This window comes from Corynebacterium sp. SA-MJD20WY100 (assembly GCF_039822565.1).
Classification (GTDB): Bacteria; Actinomycetota; Actinomycetes; order Mycobacteriales; family Mycobacteriaceae; genus Corynebacterium; species Corynebacterium phoceense_A.
The window spans coordinates 1-20,788 of sequence record NZ_JBCJKS010000025.1 but is presented as its reverse complement, the minus strand read 5'-3'; the positions used below and the strand labels follow the sequence as shown (position 1 = coordinate 20,788).

The 20,788-nt window shown below is 63.7% G+C and carries 17 protein-coding genes; 8 read left to right on the top strand and 9 right to left on the bottom strand.

Annotation, left to right across the window (positions count from 1 at the left end; all coding sequences use genetic code 11):
• Positions 1-9 precede the first annotated feature (9 nt).
• Positions 10-483 carry a hypothetical protein gene (locus ABJ196_RS11420; protein WP_347307204.1) on the bottom strand — a complete coding sequence of 158 codons (474 nt, stop codon included), beginning with the start codon at positions 481-483 and terminating at the stop codon, positions 10-12.
• Between the two features lie 137 nt (positions 484-620).
• Positions 621-1,358, bottom strand: a complete 738-nt coding sequence (locus ABJ196_RS11415; RefSeq protein ID WP_347307202.1) for a hypothetical protein — start codon at positions 1,356-1,358, stop codon at positions 621-623.
• A 354-nt stretch (positions 1,359-1,712) separates the two neighbouring features.
• Between ABJ196_RS11415 and ABJ196_RS11410 the strand changes: the two genes are divergently transcribed.
• From ABJ196_RS11410 to ABJ196_RS11390, 5 genes are all read left to right on the top strand, one after another.
• Positions 1,713-2,294: a TetR family transcriptional regulator gene (locus ABJ196_RS11410; protein ID WP_347307200.1), complete on the top strand. Its 582-nt coding sequence runs from the start codon at positions 1,713-1,715 to the stop codon at positions 2,292-2,294.
• Positions 2,295-2,313: 19 nt separating this feature from the next.
• Positions 2,314-4,476 carry a glycogen debranching protein GlgX gene (gene glgX / locus ABJ196_RS11405; RefSeq protein WP_347307198.1) on the top strand — a complete coding sequence of 721 codons (2,163 nt, stop codon included), beginning with the start codon at positions 2,314-2,316 and terminating at the stop codon, positions 4,474-4,476.
• Positions 4,477-4,497: 21 nt separating this feature from the next.
• Positions 4,498-5,967, top strand: a complete 1,470-nt coding sequence (locus ABJ196_RS11400; protein WP_347307196.1) for an exonuclease domain-containing protein — start codon at positions 4,498-4,500, stop codon at positions 5,965-5,967.
• A gap of 136 nt (positions 5,968-6,103) precedes the next feature.
• Positions 6,104-6,829: a hypothetical protein gene (locus ABJ196_RS11395; protein WP_347307194.1), complete on the top strand. Its 726-nt coding sequence runs from the start codon at positions 6,104-6,106 to the stop codon at positions 6,827-6,829.
• Between the two features lie 37 nt (positions 6,830-6,866).
• Complete coding sequence (locus tag ABJ196_RS11390; protein ID WP_257068312.1) at positions 6,867-7,847, top strand: GTP pyrophosphokinase family protein; 981 nt, start codon at positions 6,867-6,869, stop codon at positions 7,845-7,847.
• Positions 7,848-7,855: 8 nt separating this feature from the next.
• Here ABJ196_RS11390 and ABJ196_RS11385 read toward each other — a convergent pair whose 3' ends face one another.
• From ABJ196_RS11385 to ilvA, 4 genes are all read right to left on the bottom strand, one after another.
• Entirely contained in the window at positions 7,856-8,239 is a 384-nt protein-coding gene (locus tag ABJ196_RS11385) for an RNA-binding S4 domain-containing protein (protein WP_347307192.1), read from the bottom strand.
• 16 nt (positions 8,240-8,255) lie between these two features.
• On the bottom strand, positions 8,256-8,492 hold the full coding sequence (locus ABJ196_RS11380; RefSeq protein ID WP_347307190.1) for a hypothetical protein: 237 nt from the start codon (positions 8,490-8,492) through the stop codon (positions 8,256-8,258).
• 67 nt (positions 8,493-8,559) lie between these two features.
• A complete protein-coding gene (locus tag ABJ196_RS11375; protein WP_347307188.1) occupies positions 8,560-9,198 on the bottom strand; it encodes a YigZ family protein in 639 nt (212 codons plus the stop codon).
• A 25-nt stretch (positions 9,199-9,223) separates the two neighbouring features.
• Positions 9,224-10,510 carry a threonine ammonia-lyase IlvA gene (ilvA, locus tag ABJ196_RS11370; RefSeq protein WP_347307186.1) on the bottom strand — a complete coding sequence of 429 codons (1,287 nt, stop codon included), beginning with the start codon at positions 10,508-10,510 and terminating at the stop codon, positions 9,224-9,226.
• A 165-nt stretch (positions 10,511-10,675) separates the two neighbouring features.
• Between ilvA and ABJ196_RS11365 the strand changes: the two genes are divergently transcribed.
• The gene (locus ABJ196_RS11365; protein ID WP_347307184.1) at positions 10,676-12,595 is read left to right on the top strand and encodes a choice-of-anchor I family protein; all 1,920 of its coding nucleotides are present in this window, start codon (positions 10,676-10,678) and stop codon (positions 12,593-12,595) included.
• Between the two features lie 103 nt (positions 12,596-12,698).
• Complete coding sequence (locus ABJ196_RS11360; protein WP_347307182.1) at positions 12,699-13,382, top strand: hypothetical protein; 684 nt, start codon at positions 12,699-12,701, stop codon at positions 13,380-13,382.
• Positions 13,383-13,438: 56 nt separating this feature from the next.
• Here the strand turns inward: ABJ196_RS11360 and ABJ196_RS11355 are convergent, their stop codons facing one another.
• The 3 genes from ABJ196_RS11355 to dnaE form a co-directional block, all read right to left on the bottom strand.
• On the bottom strand, positions 13,439-14,650 hold the full coding sequence (locus ABJ196_RS11355) for a cobalamin-independent methionine synthase II family protein (RefSeq protein WP_347307180.1): 1,212 nt from the start codon (positions 14,648-14,650) through the stop codon (positions 13,439-13,441).
• 218 nt (positions 14,651-14,868) lie between these two features.
• Positions 14,869-16,071, bottom strand: a complete 1,203-nt coding sequence (locus ABJ196_RS11350; protein WP_347307178.1) for a cobalamin-independent methionine synthase II family protein — start codon at positions 16,069-16,071, stop codon at positions 14,869-14,871.
• A 91-nt stretch (positions 16,072-16,162) separates the two neighbouring features.
• A complete protein-coding gene (dnaE, locus tag ABJ196_RS11345) occupies positions 16,163-19,729 on the bottom strand; it encodes a DNA polymerase III subunit alpha (RefSeq protein WP_347307176.1) in 3,567 nt (1,188 codons plus the stop codon).
• 95 nt (positions 19,730-19,824) lie between these two features.
• Between dnaE and rarD the strand changes: the two genes are divergently transcribed.
• Positions 19,825-20,691 (top strand): EamA family transporter RarD, encoded by an 867-nt coding sequence (gene rarD / locus ABJ196_RS11340; RefSeq protein WP_347307174.1) that lies wholly within the window; start codon positions 19,825-19,827, stop codon positions 20,689-20,691.
• Positions 20,692-20,788: the final 97 nt, after the last annotated feature.

Here is a 20,788-nt window from a genome sequence, read left to right as displayed (position 1 = left end):
GCTCTGAGTTCAGGGCTCCGAAGGCTCGGAGTTCACTTCCTCTGGGGTGTCTGGGGCGTCGTCTTCCCAGTCGACGTCCGCGCTGATAAACGCCGCAGACCAGTAGGCAAACATCGCCATAAACGGCGCTGCGGCCCACCCGATGTGGGGCTGCATGGGCGGAGTCCATTGGACCGTCTCCCCGGGATCGGTGGGCAGGTGCGTTGCCGTGAGGGAGCCAGCGTAATAGAACGCCACCGCGCTCGCGAGGGCGGCGACGCCGACCCACAGCAACATGCCTAACCCGCGCTGGCGTGCGCCGCGCAAATAGGCCCCGAGGGCAAGGAGCACTCCCCCGAGTCCGGTGAGGAGAACGAACGAGACGAAGGAGCCGAACTCGATATCGGCGAGGGTCTCGACCGCGTAGCCGCCATCGTCGACCTCATGTCCGGTGAGCACCGGCCGGAAGTGACCCCACACGGCGCCAGCAGCCGAGAATGCCACGAGTGCACATGCAAGCAACCCCGCACCGAAACCGACGGTGCGGGGTATGGACGGGCGTCGAGCCCGAGTACCGCGAGTAATCATAGGCCTTGTAGCCTACTCCGGCCGCGCGAAGATAGCGTAAGCCACGTGTGCGATTAGGACGCCGGGTTGCAGAACTTCCAGGCGCCGCCCTCGTTTTCAAAGACCATGGTGTTGGTCTCGGACCCCGCTGGGCTATTGACGGTCACGCTGGCCGAGGCCGTGTTGCCGTTAACGCGCACGTCCTGGATGTCCGTGGTCGTCTTGGAGAAGTTGTCGCGAATCTGCTGGTTGTACGGCTCCAGGATGGCCTTCTGGTCTGCCGGCAGGTTATCGAACTGAGACAGGTCCAGGTTGGCGAGCGAAAGCTGCTCACCGTTGGGGCCCACCTGCTGGTTCTCGTTGACCACGCGGGCACATGTGTTATCGCGGGTGTACTGCGCCAGCGAGCGCACATCCTGCTGCTCGTAGGTGCCGTTGATGAGGTTGGTGATGGTTTCCTTCGTCGCGTCATCACCAGCATCGCCCTCGACCGGAGCGAAGGTGGTGGCCTCAGCAGCGGCGCCGCCCTCGAACGGGTTGACCAGGGTGGACGGTGCAGCCTCAGCATTCGTGTCCTCCGCGTTATCTCCCTCCGCCGGCTGCTTGTCCTTCTCCGGCGCAGCGGACTCTTCCTTCGGCTTCTCCGAGGACGGAGCCTCAGACGACGGGGCGGCGCTCTCAGACGGAGCTTCCTTCGAAGACGCGGTCGTCTTAGCCGTCGTCGAGCCGGTAGCGGCGTTGTCCTCCTCGTCGTTACCGCACGCTGCCAATGTCAGGGGCAGAACAAGGGCGAGGGCAGCAATGGACTTCATGGCGGGGGTTCGAAGGGACAAAATGACTCCAGACGTGTAAAAGAATTGTATTCACTCACAGCGCACTGACACGGGCGCAGGGCCGTAGGGTATCAGTTTCCCTTCCCTAGCTGGGAAGGAGGAACCTGGCACCACACGCTCGTGAGGGTGACAGCGTTACTGCATGAGAGCGCGCCGCACTCGCGGCGTGACGTGAGTAGTCTATCAATCGGTTCATTGGTTAATAGTGGAGACAACCTCAAAGTTCCCTGTGAAACCTGAGGGTAGGGCTTATGGATCGCTGGCTCACCGCACGCGCCTGTCCGCACCTGAGTTCTCCCCTCGCCGTCGCGCTGCTGTCTAGAATGGGCAAGCGTGCACTTAAACCGCGAAACGATCATCGACACCGCACTCCAGCTTTTGGATGATTATGGGCTGGCAGACATGACCATGCGCCGTGTCGCCACAACGCTCGGCGTCGCCCCCGGCGCTTTGTATTGGCACATCGCGAACAAGCAGGCGCTCATCGCCGACATCGCCGAGGCCATCGTCGCACCGATCGACGGTGACTCCCCCACAGCCCTCGCGCTCGACCTACGCCGGTGTCTGCTTGCCCACCGCGATGGCGCCGAGGTCACCTCCGCCGGCTTGTCCCAGCCTGGCAATGCCACGTGGGAACGGCTCGTAGACCGGTTCGTCGCCGCGGTCCGCGCGACGTCGTCCGCACCGGAGGAAGAGTTGCTTACTGGCGCCCACGCCATTATTTACCTGGTGCTCGGCTCAGCCACCATGGAACAGGCACGCACGCAGCTCGCGGAAGCCACGGGGGCATCGGAAGCCGCAGACACCGAGCCCGCGGACGGTATGACTGAGTCGCAGGACGCACGCGTCCCTGAAGGGACAGACGATCTCTTACGGGGCGTGGGAATCATTATCAGTGGGCTAGGCGCGCGCTAGTCCATTACTCTGGTGCATTATGACTGAGACTTTTACTGTGAGACCGGGCCAGCCCTACCCGCTGGGCTCCACGTTTGATGGCACGGGCACCAACTTCGCAATCTTCTCCGAAGCCGCAACGAAAGTCGAGTTGTGCCTCATTGATCCACGCGGCACAGAAACCCGCGTTGAGCTCAAGGAAGTCCACGCCCACGTGTGGCACGCCTACCTCCCCGAGGTTGGCCCCGGCCAGGCTTATGGCTACCGCGTCCATGGCGAATACGCACCGGAACGCGGCCTGCGCTGCGATCCCTCCAAACTCCTCGTCGACCCCTACGCCCGCGCGTTCCAGGGCGAGTTCGACGGCGACGCCTCACTGTATTCTTACGACATTCACGCCGAGCCCGCCGGGACCGGGCGCAATGAGGATGACTCGCTCGGCCACACCATGCTCTCCGTTGTCATCAACCCCTTCTTCGACTGGCAGGGCGACCACCGCCCCAATGTTCCGGATGAGGAAGCGGTCATTTACGAAACGCACGTCAAGGGCATGACTATGACTCATCCGGACATCCCGGAGGCCATGCGCGGCACCTACGCGGGTATGGGCCACCCCGCGATGATCGACTACCTCAAGGACCTAGGCATCACCACGGTCGAGCTCATGCCAGTCCACCAGTTCCTCCAAGATGATCGTCTGCGCACTATCGGCCTGCGCAACTACTGGGGCTACAACACCTTTGGTTTCTTCGCGCCCCAGGCGGACTACGCCATGGCGAATAAGCCGGGCGAAATCGTCGCCGAGTTTAAGTCCATGGTGCGCAGCCTTCACGCCGCGGGCCTGGAGGTCATCCTCGATGTGGTCTACAACCACACGGCCGAGGGCAACCACCTGGGTCCCACCATCGCTTTCCGCGGTATCGACAACAAGGCGTATTACCGCGTCGTCGAGGGCGACGAGGCGCACTACATGGACTACACCGGCACCGGTAACTCCCTCAACGTCCGTCACCCGCACTCGCTGCAGCTCATCATGGATTCGCTGCGCTATTGGGTCACGGAGATGCACGTCGACGGTTTCCGCTTCGACCTCGCCTCTACGCTCGCGCGCGAATTGGATGATGTCTCCAAGCTCGCGACCTTCTTCGACTTGGTCCAGCAGGACCCGGTGGTCAGCCAGGTCAAGCTCATCGCCGAGCCCTGGGATATCGGCCACAATGGCTACCAGGTGGGCAACTTCCCGCCCATCTGGTGTGAGTGGAACGGCAAGTACCGCGACACGGTCCGCGACTTCTGGCGCGGCGAGCCCGCCACCCTGGGCGAATTCGCCTCGCGTCTTACTGGTTCGTCCGATCTCTACGCCAACAACGGCCGCCGCCCCACGGCGTCCATCAACTTCATCACGGCGCATGACGGCTTCACGCTCAAGGATTTAGTGAGCTACAACGAAAAGCACAACATGGCCAACGGCGAGGACAACCGTGATGGCGAGTCCCATAACCGTTCATGGAATTGCGGCGTCGAAGGCCCCACCGAAGACCCGGAAATTCGCAAGCTGCGCCGCCGCCAACAGCGTAACTTCATGACGACGCTCCTGCTCAGCCAGGGCACGCCGATGATCTGCCATGGCGACGAGTTCGGCCGCACCCAAAACGGCAATAATAACGCGTACTGCCAGGACAATGAGCTCGCGTGGATGGACTGGTCCATGCTCGATCTGGAAAAGAACTCGGAGTTCTTCGGCTTCGTCAAGCGCGTGCTCGGGATCCGCAGCAAGCACCCTGTCTTCCGCCGCCAGCGCTTCCTCACCGGTGGCCCGCTGGGCTCCGACGTCCGCGACCGCGATATCGCGTGGATGGTGCCGTCCGGCAAGCTCATGACCCAGGACGACTGGGACCATGACTTCGGCCGCGCCATCATGGTCTACTTCAATGGCTCCGCCATTTCAGAGACGGATCAATTCGGCCAGCCCATCAAGGATGATTCCTTCATCCTCATCTTCAACGCGCACGACGGCGACATCGAGTTCACCCTGCCGGGCCGCGAGTTGGGCGGCAAGTGGAAGCTCATGGTCGATACGGCCGATTCTGGTGGCTACCCCGCAGAGGACACCTTCATTGAGGCGGGCGGTACGCTTACGTGTCAGGACCGCACCACGATGGTGCTCAAACAGGTCGAGCCCCCGCAGTTCGACGAGGATTAGAAAGGCCAAGACCGAAGTTCCGTGACGTCGCCTAGCACTCCCACCATTTATGCCCACGGCGCGACCGTAGAGCTCACGCCCACCTCCGCGGTCATCCTGCGCTCCCAGCTGGCCGCCTCCCTCGGTGCGCCCGCGCGCGAGGTTGTCGCCTTCGAGGACCTCCAGTCCGTGGAGTCCACCGAGCCTGGCCCCGCCGCCTTCGGCGCGCTGCGCCTTGTCACCGCGCAGGAAACCATCACCGTGCGCTTTGCCCCGCGCACCGGCACGACGACCCCGGCTGCCGATGCCGCCTCGCTAATCGAAGCAGTCCGCCACGGCGAGGTGCCTACCGCCGGCGTCGCCGTCGAGGGCCTGGGCTTCACCGTCATCGACGTGGAGACCGCCAACGACAACTGGGGTTCCGTGTGCGCCATCGGTGCGGTGCGCTTCCGCGATGGCCTCGAGGTCGAATCCCGCTCTTGGCTGTGCACGCCCCCGCCCGGCATGGAGAACTTTTCCGAGTTCAACATTGGCATCCACGGCATCACGCCGGAGGATGTCAAGGACGCCCCGTCCTTCGCCACGGCGCTGGGTGAGATGCTCGAGTTCCTCGGCGACGACGTCTTCGTGGCGCACAACGTGCAATTCGACTCGACTGCACTGCGCGTCGGCGCGGCCGCTGCGGGCGTAGAGCTGCCCGCTATCACGCTTGCTTGCTCGCTGGCGCTCTCGCGCGACGCCTCGAGAGCGGGGCGCATCGACGTGCCCAACCACAAGCTCCCCACCATGGCCGCAGCCGTGGGCGCACCACGCTTTCACCACCACGACGCGACCGAAGACGCCCGCGCCGCTGGCCTCATCATCACCGGTCTAGCCCAAGCCTTCGGCTACGCCGGCGATATCCAGGGGCTCTTCCACACCCGCGAATTCGCCCTGGGCACGCTCACCAACGACGCCGTCATGCCGGTGCTGCGCGCCCGCACCGCGCCCACGTCCCCTGCCGATCTCGGCGCCGGTACCGACTTCCGTGACCAGACGCGCCACCGTGGCGCAACCACGCCCTCCGGTGCCCACGAGACTGCGCTCTTCGATCTCGATGGCGCGCTTCCCCCCGCTGCTTCCGCTGACTCCCACGCCGCACGTGAGAAGGCGGAGAAGCGCTCCCGCAACCGCCCGGCTCCGTGGGATGCCGTCGCGACGCCGAATACCGTGCCCGAGCCCAACGAGGACGCGGACCCGAACGGTCCGCTCTTTGGCCAGCACGTCACACTCACCGGCGACTTTGATCCCTTCGACAAGGGAACACTATGGAATGGCATCGCCGAGCGCGGCGGCCAGGCCGCAAAGTCCGTGACGAAGAAGACGACCATCCTCGTTCTCGGCACGTGGGCCACGAAGACCTCCAAGGAGAAGAAAGCTGAGGAGCTCATCGCCAAGGGCCAGGACATTCAGCTCTGGCCTAAGGACAAGCTGCTCGCCGAGTTGGGACTCGACGAAGAGCCACCCTTCTAAGCCGAAGCAGCAGCCTCCGGTGGGCGCAGGATTTTTTACTGGGCTCAGGGAACCTTTCTGGGATGCGGACAGTCCAATATGAGTGACTCTCGTATCTCTCGCAGTCACTGTCGGCTGCGCACCGAAAGGCTCTCTCATGTCCGTCTCCTTGCTGGAAAGGCACACCTCTACCCCGCTGCTCGCTCCGGAACTCCTCTTTCCTGCGCTGCGCCCGCACAACGTCTCGACGCGGCCGCGGCTGAGCGAAGATGGATTCTTCGATTCCGTCGCCACCGTCGGCCTCTGCGCTGGCCATGACATGCAGCTGCGCTGCGGCACGGGGCTTACCGAACTTGGCGAATCCCCCGCCGTGGGAGTGAGCCTGCGCGCCCTCTCCGAATGGGACATGACGGTCAACCAAGCCTGGACGACCGCGGCGCACAACGTACTGCGCGCGGCGCACACCTCGCGAGGCTACCGCTTCCAATCCCGCCCGGCGCGCGACGTCCTCGATACCCGGGCGCACGGGGTCCAAGTACGTTCGCCTGGCGTGCCCATCACGGCGTGGCTCACGCATCCGCTCACCTTCAATATCCTGCACGAGCACTTCGCTGCGGAATTGGGCGTCGCTCCCTCCGCCCGGCGCGCCCAGCCGAAACTGGGCTCGGGCTACGCCGGCCGCCACATCCACGGCGGCCTGGTCTATCTCGCGCCGGCACCCGACGTACTCTTTATCTTCCGCGGGCTCGCCGCCCACCACGCGGACGGTCTCCATAGTCGCGCCACGGCATTCGCCGGACTCCGGTTGCCGTCCACGGCGCTGGCACCACTACTATGGTGTCACGGATTCCCTCGCGTGCTTCCCGGCACCTCGCTGGGGTAAAACGGCACGCCTCCACACGCCGAGAAAGGACAGTACTGTGCCTGAGCATGCTATCTCCCAACTCGGAAACCGCTATCACGAGTGGGTGCGCACCCACCCGAATGCTGCGACGGAATTTTCCGAAGCCATCGAAGACGTCCTCGATGACGCCGGCGTGGTCTACGACCGCGTCGCCACGCGCGTCAAGGGCTGGCCGTCGCTGAAGAAGAAGGCAAAGAAGCGCGACGCGGACGGCGCCCCGACTTATCCCGATCCGTGGAATGACATCCATGACCTCGTCGGTGCGCGCGTCACCGTGTTCAACTCCACCGTTATCCCGCAAGCCATCGACATCCTGGGGCGTTCTTTCACGGTGCTGCGCAGTGTGGACAAGGCAGCAGAAACCCGCATTTCCGGCAGCTTCGGCTACGGCTCGCACCACCTCGTCCTGCAGGTCAACGACTCCCTGGAAGAGCTCGCCGAGTACGAAGGCTTTACCTTCGAGGTGCAAATCCGTACCGTCCTGCAGCACGCCTGGGCCGAGTTCGAGCATGATATCCGCTACAAGCAGGGCCCTAAGCCGCCCACGCCCCAAGTCGACCGTCTCTTCACGCTTGCTGCGGGCCTTATCGAGCTCGCGGATCAAAAATTCGATGACATCGCCGCGCTCATGGAGGTCGGCCCCGCCCCGCAAGATTCTGTGGAGATCAACGCCGAGACGCTTCCTGGCGTGCTCGCTGTCATCCTCGGCGACGCGTTCCCCCGCTCGCGTTCTGAGCACATCCGGTTCCTCGCCGAGCTGCTCGAGGCCAACAACATCGACACCCTCGCCAAGCTCGAGGCTCTCCTCAATGAGCGCGACATCATCCGTGTACGCGAGGCCATGCGCTACCGCTACAAGCCGGGACAGGTCCGTCTCATCGACGACCTGCTGCTTCTGCACTTTGGCAAGGAGCACATCGAGGCCACCGCGGAGCTCGGCGACCGTGGCGACCGCCGCAAGCGCCTCAACCGGCGCCTCAAGCAGCTGCGCGGTTAGCCGGCACGCTAGCGGAACCCGCCGCGGAACTTCTCCATCTGGCGCCGGTCGCGCTTGGTAGGACGTCCAGCGCCGCGATCGCGTACGGGCAGCGCCGGCATGAACTCCTTGGGCGGGGGCGGCGGTGCATGGTCGATGTAACACGTGCGCGCCACCGGCGCACCCACGCGCTTACGCACCGTCGCGAGGACTTCCAAGTCGTGTTCGTGGTGGTTGCGCCACACGCGCACGCGGTCGCCTGGCACGACCTGCTGCGCGGGCTTCGTCGCGTTGCCGTTGAGCTTGACGTGTCCCGCCTTCACCGCATCTGCGGCCTCCGAGCGCGTCTTAAACATGCGCACGGCCCATACCCACGCGTCGATGCGGACGGACTTTCCATCGGGTTGAGTCATTAAGACAACCCCCGGCTTAGTACTGGTCCTTGTGGTTGACGATCGAGCGCACCTTCGACCAGTTGTACACGCCGCCCACGACGGCGACGATGAGGCCAAGCATGAAGAAGAACGTGCCGTGTGTAAAGACCCACGCCGCAAGGACGCCGCCGCCCAGGCCCGCCGCGACGGAAATCACGGCGTTGCGGGAGTATTTGCGCACGTCTTGCTTGCGCTTCTCAATCGGATTGTTGGGACGTGGCTGCATAGTCATGCCGGTCATTCTACCTTCGATAGGCGGCAGCGCCGGGTAGTTTCAGTCATGCCGTAAGCGATCAAGCTCAGTCCAGCTCGACCCAGCGCTCCCCTGCTGCTTTCGATGCCACCGCGCCCTGCGTCAGCGACGCAAGCTCGGCGTCGAGTTCCTCCTGGCCGCCAGGCTCCTGCGCCAGGGTGAACGTCACCTGCGCGCCATAGGCGGTGTCCACCACCGCATAGCCACGCCCGCGGAGCTCGGCCTCGAGTCGCCCGGCCGCACCATGATCAACGTCGACGGAATAGAGCTCACGCAACGCCCTCGTCACACGCGGGACTTTCTCGAGCGTCTCACTCACCGCGCCGCCGTACGCGTGGACGAGCCCGCCCGCGCCAAGTTTCACCCCACCGAAGTAGCGCACGACGACGGCCACAATGTCGAGCATGCCCGAGCCGCGCAGCACGTCGAGCATGGGACGGCCCGCCGTGCCCGAGGGCTCGCCGTCGTCGGAGGAACGCTCCACCGGGTTGGCTGCGTCGACGTGGTAAAGGTACGCCGAGCAATGGTGGCGGGCATCAGGAAAGCGCGCGCGGGCGGCATCGATAAACTCGCGCGCCTCCGCCTCGTCGCGGGCGCGGCCAATCAACGTGATAAACCGCGAACGCTTGATCTCAATCTCGTGCTCGACGGGCGCGCCTTCGACCGGGCGCTCATAGGAATCCATAAGCCCCTACCCTAGCGGGCGCACCTTAGTGCGAAGCCACCAAGTAGTCATACTCCGAGGTGCCCGGCTTCAGGTGCTGGCACGAGATCTTGGAATTCGACATGCGCTCAAGCAGGCCATCCAAGTCAGCCGCGCGGCCCAGCTCCACGCCGACGAGCGCGGCGCCCGTCTCGCGGTTATTGCGCTTCAAGTACTCAAAGAGCGTGATGTCATCGTCCGGGCCCAGGATTTCCGTAAGGAAGTGGCGCAGCTGCCCCGGCTCTTGCGGGAAGTTCACCAGGAAGTAGTGCTTGAGCCCGCGGTGCACGAGCGAGCGTTCCATGACCTCGTTGTAGCGCAGCACATCATTGTTGCCGCCCGAGATGACGCACACGACCACGGAATCCGGCGCGAGTTTGAGTTCGCGCAGGCCCGTGACGGACAGGGCACCAGCGGGCTCGGCGATGATGCCCTCGTTCTGGTACAGGCCAAGCATCTCCGTACACACGGCCCCCTCGGAGACCGTGGACCAGTGCAGGCGCCCTTGGTTAGCCTCGAGGACCTGGAAGGGCAGGTCGCCAATGCGCTTGACGGCCGCGCCATCCACGAAGGGATCGACGAACTCCAAGGTCACCGGCTCGCGTGCCTCGAACGCTGCGGTGAGCGAGGCAGCGCCGGCCGGCTCGATGCCGATAATCGCCGTGCGCGGCGCCATGTCCGCAAGGTACGACGTGATGCCGGAGAGCAGCCCGCCGCCACCCACGGGGACGACGATGGCGTCGAGCGACTTGCCCAAGGAGGCTAGCTGGCTCACGACCTCCGCGGCGATGGTGCCCTGGCCAGTGACCGTGTCACGCGCGTCGAAGGGTTCGATGAAGATGGCGCCGCGCTCGGCGGCATCGGCATGCGCGGCCGCCGCGGCCTCGTCAAAGTTCGCGCCGGTGACGACGAGCTCGACCATGTCGCCACCGTGGACCACGATGCGGTCGCGCTTCTGCTTGGGCGTCGGCTCCGGCACGTAGATCTTGCCTTGGATGCCCATGGTCCGGCAGGCATACGCCACGCCCTGCGCGTGGTTGCCGGCCGAGGCCGTCACGATACCGTGCGCGCGCTGTTCCGGCGTGAGATTCGTGATGGAAAACAGAGCGCCGCGGATCTTATAGGAACGCACGTCCTGGAGATCCTCGCGCTTCAGGTAAACCTCGCAGCCCGTTTCCTGGGACAGTCGCGGGCAGTACTGCAACGGCGTCGGCGCAATCTCCGAGGAAATTCGTGCCTGGGCCTGGCTGATATCGGAGGCGTGAATGGGCTCGAATACTGCGGAGTTAGTCATGCTGAGTCATTTTAGACCCCATGGTCGCCGCCCGCGCGATTACCTAGCGATCGACCGATTAGTCCGGCATTTCATCTCACTTTTACCTCTGTGTTAACCCTGTGTTACCTGCATGCACTTGGATGTTGCCTCGTCATATTTCTCGTACTCTCAAGGAGCTCATGTATGGCCATCCGCCGCACTCTCGCCCTGCGTACGCTCGCCGCGACCACGCTCACCGTCCCCGCCATTCCGGCCCAGGCCGCCATCGTCGCCTCTCCCATCGTCGATTCCGTTGCCGACGCCTCGCTCAAGGTCGAGCCGCTCGGCGCCTACGACTCTGGCGTGCTTGGTGAGTCCGCCGCGGAGATCGTCGCTTTCCACGCCGCGTCGAAGCGCATCCTCGCCGTCAACGCGCACTCCGGCGAGATCGACATCCTCGACGCCTCGGATCCGGCCGCGCCGCACAAGATCGACGTCGTCTCCGCCGGCGGCGACCAGGAAATCAACTCCGTCGCCGTGCGCCCTGACGGCCTGGCTGTCGCCGCGGTCCAGCAGGCCGATAAGACACAGGACGGCGAGGCCCTCTTCTTCAACGCTGCCACCGGTGAAAAGCTCGGCCGCGTCACCATCGGTGCCTTGCCCGATAACGTCCACCTCACCGCAGACGGGAAGTTCGCCCTGCTCGCCAACGAGGGCGAGCCGTCCAACGAGCTCACCGCCGAGGGCACGGACTACGTCGCCGACCCCACCGGCTCCGTGTCCGTCATCGCCTTGCCTTCCGATGCCGCCGCCCCCACCCAAGCAGACGTGCGCACCGCTGGCTTCGAGGCGTACGACGCGAAGTACGCTGCCGGCGAGCTCGACCCCGCCATCCGCGTCTTCGGTCCTTCCGACGCCGACTCGAAGCCGTCCACCGACTTCGAGCCGGAGTACATCTCCTCTGTTGGCGATACTGCCTACGCGTCGCTGCAGGAGGCCAACGCCATCGCCATCATCGACATCCCGTCGGCGACCGTCACCGACGTCGTCCCGGCTTTTATCGCGGACCACTCACAGACCCCGATCGACCCGTCCAACAAGGATGACAAGACCGAGCTGCGCATCCTACCGGTCAAGGGCCTATCCATGCCGGACTCCATCGGCGCGTTTACTGCCGGCGGCAAGACCTACTTCGCGACGGCCAACGAGGGCGACGCCCGCGAATGGGGCGACGAGGACGGTTCCGGCGTGTACACCGACGAGGCTGAGATCAAGGACCTCGTCGAGGACGGCAAGGTCTGCGAGGGCGTCGAGCTTCCCGAGGGCTTCGAAGACAAGTCCTTCGCCGGCAATCTCAAGGTCTCCGCCGCGTCCGGCTGGAACGAGGAGAAGAGCTGCTTCGACGAGTTCTACGCCTACGGCTCCCGCTCCTTTTCCATCTACGACGCCGCTGGCAACGTCGTCTTTGACTCCGGCTCCGACTTCGAGGAGATCACCGCCCGCCTCCACGAGCAGGGCGTCCTCAACTTCAACGCGGATAACGAGGATCCGCAGGCCGACGACCGCTCCGACAACAAGGGTCCCGAGCCCGAGGCTCTCACCATCGGCACAGTCGGCGAGCGCACCTACGCCTTCATCGGTGCCGAGCGCGTGGGTGGCATCTTCGTCTACGACGTCACCGACCCGCGCGATGCCCAGTACGTCACCTACGTCAACAACCGTGACTTCTCCGTGGACTACGACGACGAGAACTACGAGGCCACGAAGGCTGCCGGCGACCTCGGCCCCGAGGGGCTTACCTTCGTTGACAAGAAGGACTCCCCCAACGGCGAGTACCTTCTCATCGCCGGCAACGAGGTCTCCGGTACCACGACCGTCTTTCAGGTCACCGACCTCGTGCCCGCCGACACCGATAACGATGGCGACGACGACCAGGGCGATTCCGGCAGCTCCGCCGCCTCGTCCGACGCCGGTTCCTCGGTCGGCACCGCGTTCGGCGTCGTTGCCGCGGCCCTGGCCGCCGTCCTGGGCATAGTTGGCATAGTTCCGGGCGCACAGGCCACGCTGCTGCGTCTCCTGCCGGCACCGCTGCGCCACGCCCTGAACTCCGCGCTAGGCCACTAAGCTCCTTGGCGGGGGCATTCCCTCCCGCCAGGCACCCCAACCTGCTACATTCAGGTGCGTTCCATTTCCGTTCGCACTGTCGTCTCCCCAAGGAGTAATTCTTATGCGCGCACGTCGTCTCTCAGTCGCGCTGGTCGCCGCAACCAGCACCACCCTCGCCCTCGTCACGCCGGTCGCTGGCGCCGAAAGCTCCGAGTCTCAGGGCTCCTCCAGCGCTCAGTCCCAGGACTCCGGTCCCTCCGAGGACACAGCAAGTGACGGAGAGAAGACCGACGGCAAGGGTCAGGAGGGCACCACCGGCGGCACCGCTACCGACGGCGAGAAGACTGGCGGCGAGAAGACCGAAGACACGGAGACCGCGAAGCCCGCACTGTCCGAGGAGTGCCAGGCCGAGGTCGACGCGGCCAAGGACGCCCACAAGAAGGCCGTCAAGGATGGCACCGCAGGTTCTTCGTTCATGGGTCCGCAGGAACTCGCTCTAGGCATCGTCAACGGCTACGGTTCCTCCGGCATGCCAGACGAGCCGGACTGCGTCGAGAAAGAAAAGGCTGACAAGCCCGTCGAGCTGCCGGACTGGCTCAAGTGGGCTGAGCTCTCCCCCGAGGGCAAGGAAGCCTTCGCCTGGATCAACCTGATCCTGTCCATCATCGGTGGCCTCATCGGCCTCGCAGGCACCCTCGTCAAGGTCAATCCGGAATTCGGCAAGGACATCAACGGCGCGCTCACTGGCATGCTCAAGCAGGTCAACGGCGCGATGAGCAATGCCCAGAAGCAGTTCCGCCTCTAGGCCTACGCAATAAAAAGGGCGGGTGCGCACATGCGCACCCGCCCTTTCAGTCGTATCTAGCCGAAGATCTCCTGCGAGGCGATCTCCGCGCCCTTAACCAGGGACTCGAGCTTCGCCCAGGCAATCTGCTCATGAATGCGTCCGCCCAGGCCACAGTCCGTCGAGGCGATGACATTCTCCGGGCCCACGAGCTCCGCGAACTGGTGGATGCGGTCGGCTACCAGACGCGGGTCCTCGATGAGGTTCGTCGAGTGCGAGACGACGCCCGGGATGATGACGGTGCCTTCCGGAAGCTCACGGTTCTGCCACACGCGCCACTCCGCGCCGTGGCGGACGTTTGCCGCCTCGAAGGTAAGACCGCCGACCTCGGCGCGCAGGATTTCGTCGATGATCTCCTCGAAAGGGACGTCCGTGGAGTGCGGGCCGTGCCAGGAGCCCCAGCAGATATGCAGGCGCACCTTCGACTTGTCGATGCCCTTAATCGCCGCGTTAATGGCATCAATATTCTTCCGCACGTAGCCACGGAAGTCCTCGTAGGACGGCTCCGGGTTGACCTGATCGAAGGCCTCCGCGAGGTCTGGGGCATCGATCTGGACCGTGTAGCCGGCGTCCGCGATGGCGCGGTATTCGTGCGACATGACCTCGGCCGTCGCCGCGAGCAACTCGTCGTAGGACGGGTAGTACAGGTTGCGAATGCGCGCCGCCGAGCCCGGCGAGACCGCCGCGATGAATCCCTCAACGTCCTTACCCGTCGACGCAATGGCCGCGCCCAGGTGCTTCACGTCCGCAGCGAGCGCCTCCTGCCCCACATAGCTCAGCGGCCCATCAATCGTGGGCAGCAGGAACTTCTTGCCGCCGCCCTCGATGCCCGACTTCGGGTCCTCGTAAGCTTCCGCGAACACCGCGCGGTCGCGACGGTCCGGGAACGTCGTGAGCTCGATACTGCCCGGCTTATGGCGCACGATCTTGCCGAACGCATCCGGCTCATCCTCGCGCGTCGGCCGTAAGCCGCCCAGGCGGCTGAAGGAGTAGGTCCACCACGCGCCGTAATCGATGGTGTCGTGCGCGAGGTGGCCATACTCGCCCTCGTTGACAATGTCGATGCCCAGATCAACCTGGCGCTGCACGACCTCGTTGTCGGCCTGCTGCAGAATTTGGTCGAACTCCTCGTTGGAGATATCGCCGGCGAGGCGGCGCTGGTTCGCCGCGTGGAGTGCTGCAGTGCGCGGCAGGGAGCCAACGTGCGTGGTACGGATCTTCTGGGTCATGAGCAATTCCTTTCTAGACTGTGCTGTCTATCCTAAACAGAACAAGCGTACCTTGTCGCGCATTCAGTTTACTTTTATTCACGATTGCATTACCCCAGCTCAAACCCCACTTTTTAAACAAAGATATTCCCTTTATAGGGGTTTAAGATTTAATTATCATACCTTCGGCGCGCGCAAAAAAGCCGCGGCCCGGAGACCGCGGCATCGGAAAGCGTGGCTTAGAAAAGTTCCTCCGTGGCAATCTGTGCACCCTCGACGAGGGACTCAAGCTTCGCCCAGGCAATCTGGTGGTGCAGGCGCCCACCCAGGCCACAGTCGGTCGACGCCACGACGTTCTCCGGACCCACGACCTCCGCGAACTGGATAATCCGGTCCGCAACGAGGCGCGGGTGCTCCACCGCGTTCGTCGAGTGTGAAATCACGCCCGGGTAGATGAGCGTGCCCTCCGGCAGCTGATGATCCTGCCACACGCGCCACTCGTGCGCGTGGCGCGGCGAGGCACCCTCAAAGGAGAATCCGCCGACCTTGGCCTCGAGAATCTCGTCAATGATATCCGCGAACGGGATGTCCGTGACGTGCGGGCCATGCCAGGAACCCCAGCAAATGTGCAGGCGGGTCTGCTCGCGCGGCAAGTCCTTAATCGCGTCATTGAGCACCGCAATGCGGTCGCGCACAAAACCCTGGAAGTCCTTCACGGACGGCTCCGGATTGATCTGGTCCCAGGCCTCCGCGAGGTCCGGCGCGTCGAACTGGACGGTAAGGCCCGCGTCCGTAATCGCCCTGTACTCGTGCGAGAGCGCCTCGCCACAGGCCTGCACGACCTCCAGGTCGGTCTTGTAGTACTTGTTACCCAAGCGCGCAGCCGATCCCGGGGACAGGGCCGCCACAAAGCCTGCCGATGCCCCCGCCTTGCCCATCGCATCCTTGAGCAGCTTGACGTCTGCGTCGACTTCTTTCTGACCGATGTAGGTAATCGGGCCCGTGAACTCCGGGTTGGCAACCTTTTTGCGGCCGGTGAAGATGCCGGACTCCGGGTCGTTGTAAGCCTCGTTGAAGATGGCGCGGTCGCGGCGGTCGATGAAGGAGGTGAGCTTGATATTGCCAGGCTCGGAACGCTGAATGGCGTTGGCCTCCCAGCGGTCCTTGTCCGTCATAGTGAGGCCGCCCAGGCGGCTAAAGGAGTAGTTCCACCACGCGCCGTAGTCCACGGCGCCGGAGGTGATATGGCCGTACTCGCCTTCATTGATGATGTCGATGCCCAGATCGACCTGGCGCTGCACGACCTCGTCGACGGCGCGCTCGAGGATGGCGAAGAACTCGTCGTCCGTGAGCTCGTCGGCGGAGCGCTTGAGATTCGCCTCCAGCAATTCCGGGGTACGCGGCAGCGAGCCGACGTGCGTGGTGCGAATCTTGTGGGACATGGAAGGTGCTCCTTATGTGAGGTGAACTAGACTGTGCTGTCTACCCTAACCCGCACCTCTTTGTCCGCCCGTTTTTATATTCACGCCGGGACTACCCCAGAATGCCCGCGCCCATCGTCGCCTTGAGATCGCCCATGAGGTTGCCGGAACGCTCCACGCGCAGGTGCTCGCCGAGGACCATCATCGTAGACTCGTCGCCGTTGACGAGCGTCAAGTAGACGTCGGACTCGCCCTTGTTCTTGAGCAGGACGTTCTTCAGCCGCGCGATATTGTCAAGCGTGCACTGCTCGGTGCGCATGGTCAGCCGCAGCGGCAGGCCAACGCCGCCGCCGGGGCCTAAGTCCGGCACACGGATATCGGAGCAGAACAGCGAGCGGCGGTCGTCTCGGATCTTCACGTTGACCTTGGCCAGAATGATGTTGTCTTCCACAATCTGCGGCGCGACGAGCGAGTAGACCTGGTTGAACACGAGGATGTCGACCTGCGCGCCGTTGTGGTCTTCGACCGTGACGATAGCCCACGGCGAGCCGTCCTTCTTCGAGTAGCGGCGGTCGACCGCCGAGATGATGCCGCCGATGACAAGCTCTTGGCCGTTGTGAACCTCATCCGCCAGGATCTTGGGCAGCGGCGTATCGGTCTGCTCCGCGAGCGCCTCCTCGAAGCCGTCGAGCGGGTGTCCCGACACGTACAGGCCCAACATTTCGCGCTCGAGCGCCAGCTCATGCTTGCGGTCCCAGTGCTCGTCCGGAATGTCAATGGCAAACGCGCTCATCGTCTCTTCGCTTTCCGCGCCAAGCCCTGCAAAGAGGTCGAACTGCCCCTTGTCCGCGGCCTTCTTCGTGGTCTGCACCGCGTCCACCGCGTCTTCGTGGATGAGCATGAGACCCTTGCGCGGATGCTCCATGTCATCGAAAGCGCCGGCCTTGATGAGCGACTCTGTCACGCGCTTCGTACACGCCACGAGGTCGATCTTGTCCAGGTAGTCCGAGAAGTTCTTAAAGTGTCCCTTCTCCTCGCGGGCCTTGACGATGGCCTCGACGACTTCAGCGCCGACGTTGCGGATAGCGCCCATACCGAAGCGAATATCCTCGCCGACAGCCTGGAAGTCCGTGTGCGACTCGTTCACCGACGGCGGCAGCACCCGGATGCCCAGGTGGCGGCAGTCCGAGAGGTAGATGGCCGACTTGTCCTTTTTATCCGAAACTGACGTGAGCAGCGCCGCCATGTACTCCGGCGCGAAGTAGGCCTTGAGGTACGCGGTCCAGAAGGACACCAGGCCGTAGCCTGCCGCGTGCGACTTGTTAAACGCGTAGGACGCGAACGGCTCGATGGTGCCCCACAGCGCGTCCATCGCGTCCTTGGAGTAGCCGTTGGCCTGCATGCCGGCCCAGAATTTGTCGTACTGCTTGGCCAGCACCTCCGGCTTCTTCTTACCCATGGCCTTACGGAAGCCATCTGCCTCGCCGGCCGTGTAGTTCGCGACCTTCTGCGAGATACGCATGATCTGCTCCTGGTAGACGATCAGACCGTAGGTCTCGTCCAGGATCTCCTTGAGCGGCTCTTCCAGTTCTGGATGAATCGGCGTAATGGGCTTGCGTCCGTTCTTGCGGTCCGCGTAGTCCCAGTGCGCATTCACGCCCATTGGGCCCGGACGGTAGAGCGCCAGCGACGCCACGATATCCTTGAAGCCCGTCGGCTTCATGCGCTTGAGCAGCTCCTGCATGCCGCCGGAGTCGAGCTGGAAGATGCCCAGCGTCTCGCCGTGCGACAGCAGGTCGTAGACCTTTGAGACGTTCGGATCGTCCGCATGCAGTTCCTCAAGCTTCACGTCAATGCCGCGGTTTTTCTTGATATTCGCCAGCGCGTCACCAATGACCGTGAGGTTACGCAGACCCAGGAAGTCCATCTTCAGCAGGCCAATGGCCTCACATGCCGGGTAATCCCAGCCCGTGATGTACGCGCCGTCCGAACGCTGCCACATGGGGATGTGGTCCATAAGCGACACGGACGCCATGATGACGGCGCACGCGTGGACGCCCGCCTGGCGCACCACGCCCTCGAGGCCGCGCGCGGTTTCATAAATGCGCTTGACGTCCGGGTCCGTCTCGATCATCTGGCGGACCTCGGTCGCCTCCGAGTAGCGCGGGTGCTCCGGGTCCATGATGCCCGAGAGCGGAATATCCTTCGCCATGATCGCCGGCGGCAGCGCGCCGTTGATGCGGTCCGCCATCTGGAAGCCCGGCTGACCGTAGTTCACCTTCGCCGAGTCCTTGATAGCCTGCTTCGTCTTCACCGTACCGAAGGTGATGACCTGCGCGACCTTGTCCTCGCCCCAGCGCTCTGCGGCGTACTGAATCATCTCGCCGCGGCGGCGGTCATCGAAGTCGATATCGATATCTGGTGCGGACGGACGCTCCGGGTTGAGGAATCGCTCGAACAGGAGGTCATGCTCGATGGGGTCGATATTGGTAATCGTCAGCGCGTACGCCACGAGCGCGCCCGCCGCGGAACCACGGCCCGGGCCGACCCAAATGCCCACCGAGCGCGCGTGTTTGATGAGCTCGGCAACGATGAGGAAGTAGGACGGGTAGCCCTTGATGTCGATGACGCCGATTTCGTACTTCGCGCGCTCCACATAATTCTCCGGAACTTCCTGTCCCGGGAAGCGCGCCTGGAGGCCCTCCATGACCTGCTTGGTCAGCCACGACGTCGGGGTCTCGCCTTCCGGCACGTCGGCGATCGGCATGCGGTCAAGCGGGTGCTCCTCCCACAGCTCGCTGTAGTCCTGGACGCGCTCGGCAATCCACAACGTGTTATCGCAGCCATCCGGGACCATGTCATCCCAGATCTCGCGCATCTGCTGCGCCGACTTGATGTAGTAGCCCGTACCGTCGAACTTGAAACGGTCCTGGTCCATGAGCGTCTTGCCGGTCTGTACGCAAAGCATCGCCTCGTGCGCGGCGGCCTGCGACTCGAGCACGTAGTGGCAGTCGTTCGTCACCAGCGGCGGCAAGTCGAGCTTGCGCCCGATTTCGAGCAGCTCGGAGCGCACGCGCGTCTCGATGTCGAGGCCGTGGTCCATGAGCTCGAGAAAATAGTTGTCCTTGCCGTAGATGTCCTGCCACATCGCGGCGGCCTCGAGCGCCTCATCAAACTGCCCGAGACGAAGTCTCGTCTGCACGTCGCCCGACGGGCAGCCCGTCGTCGCGATGATGCCGTCCGCGTGCTCCGCGATAAGCTCCGCGTCCATGCGCGGGTACTTACCCAACTGCCCCTCATAGGACGCCAGCGAAGACAGACGGAACAAGTTCTTCAGACCCGTCGCGTTCTCAGCGAGCATGGTCTGGTGCAGGTACGAGCCGCCACCCGCGACGTCATCGCGCTTCTGGTCCGGCGTACCCCAGTGCACACGCTTCTTATTAAAACGCGACTCCGGCGCCATATACGTCTCAATGCCGATGATCGGCTTAATCCCCGCCGAGGTCATGCGCTGGTAGAACGCATTCGAGCCAAACATATTGCCGTGGTCCGTCATGCCCACGGCCGGCATCCCCTGACGCTTGACCTCCTCCGAGAGCAGGTCCACCTTCGCCATACCATCCAACATGGAAAACTCGGTGTGATTATGCAGGTGAACAAAGGAGGAATTTTTCGCCATGCAGACAGTCTAGCGGCCGCGTCAAACCCCCGGAGCCGTCCCTTTTGATGAGAAACGTTTCCCACCTCACGGCTCACGGAGTACATTAATCTCCGATGATTTACACCATTGCCGCCTACCTCATGTGGGGCTTCTTCCCCGCATTCTTCCCACTGCTGCTGCCCGCCTCTCCCCTCGAGATTCTCGCGCACCGCGTCATTTGGACCGCGGTGCTCGTCACGGGCTTCCTCGTCGTCACCGGCGGCTGGCGCGAACTCTCGCGCCTCGACAAGAAGACCTGGGCCTGGCTCGCCGCAGCCGGCGTGTTCATCTCCGTCAACTGGGGAACCTACGTCGTGGCCATCAACTCGGGCCATGTTGCCGATGCCGCCCTCGGCTACTTCATCAATCCCCTCGTCTCCGTCGCGCTCGGCCTGGTTTTCTTAAAAGAAAGCCTGCGCAAGCTCCAGGCCGTCGCCGTCGGGATCGCTGCCATCGCGGTCATTTATCTCACCTTCTTCACCGGCCAGGCACCCTATATCTCGCTCCTGCTCGCCTTCTCTTTCGGCATCTACGGCCTCATTAAAAAGCAGGTCCGCGTCTCCTCGACCGGCTCCGTTGCCGCCGAGACCCTCGTCGTCCTGCCCGTGGCGCTCATCTACGTCCTGTGGCTCGAATCCTCCGGCGCCGGCACGTTTACTTCCGAAGGCCCCATGCACATCGTGCTGCTCATCGGCTCCGGTCTCGTCACCGCGCTGCCACTGCTCTGCTTCGCCCAAGGGGCCAAGGCCCTTCCCCTGTCGACCGTGGGCATGCTCCAGTACATGACGCCGCTCATGCAGATGCTCTGGGCGCTCTTCGTCACCCACGAGCACTTCTCGACGCACCGCTGGATCGGCTTCGGCATCATCGGACTCGCCGTCGCCGTCTACTTCGCAGACCTCATCCAGATGGCTGCCGCCCGTCGCAAGCACTCGCTCTGACCGGCGTGAACGCGCCGGTAAAACTGAGATGCTCGTGAGAAGCGTTAGTTTCTGTGGATAACCGGGCCGATTTCGCCCACTCTATTGGGCAACCGGC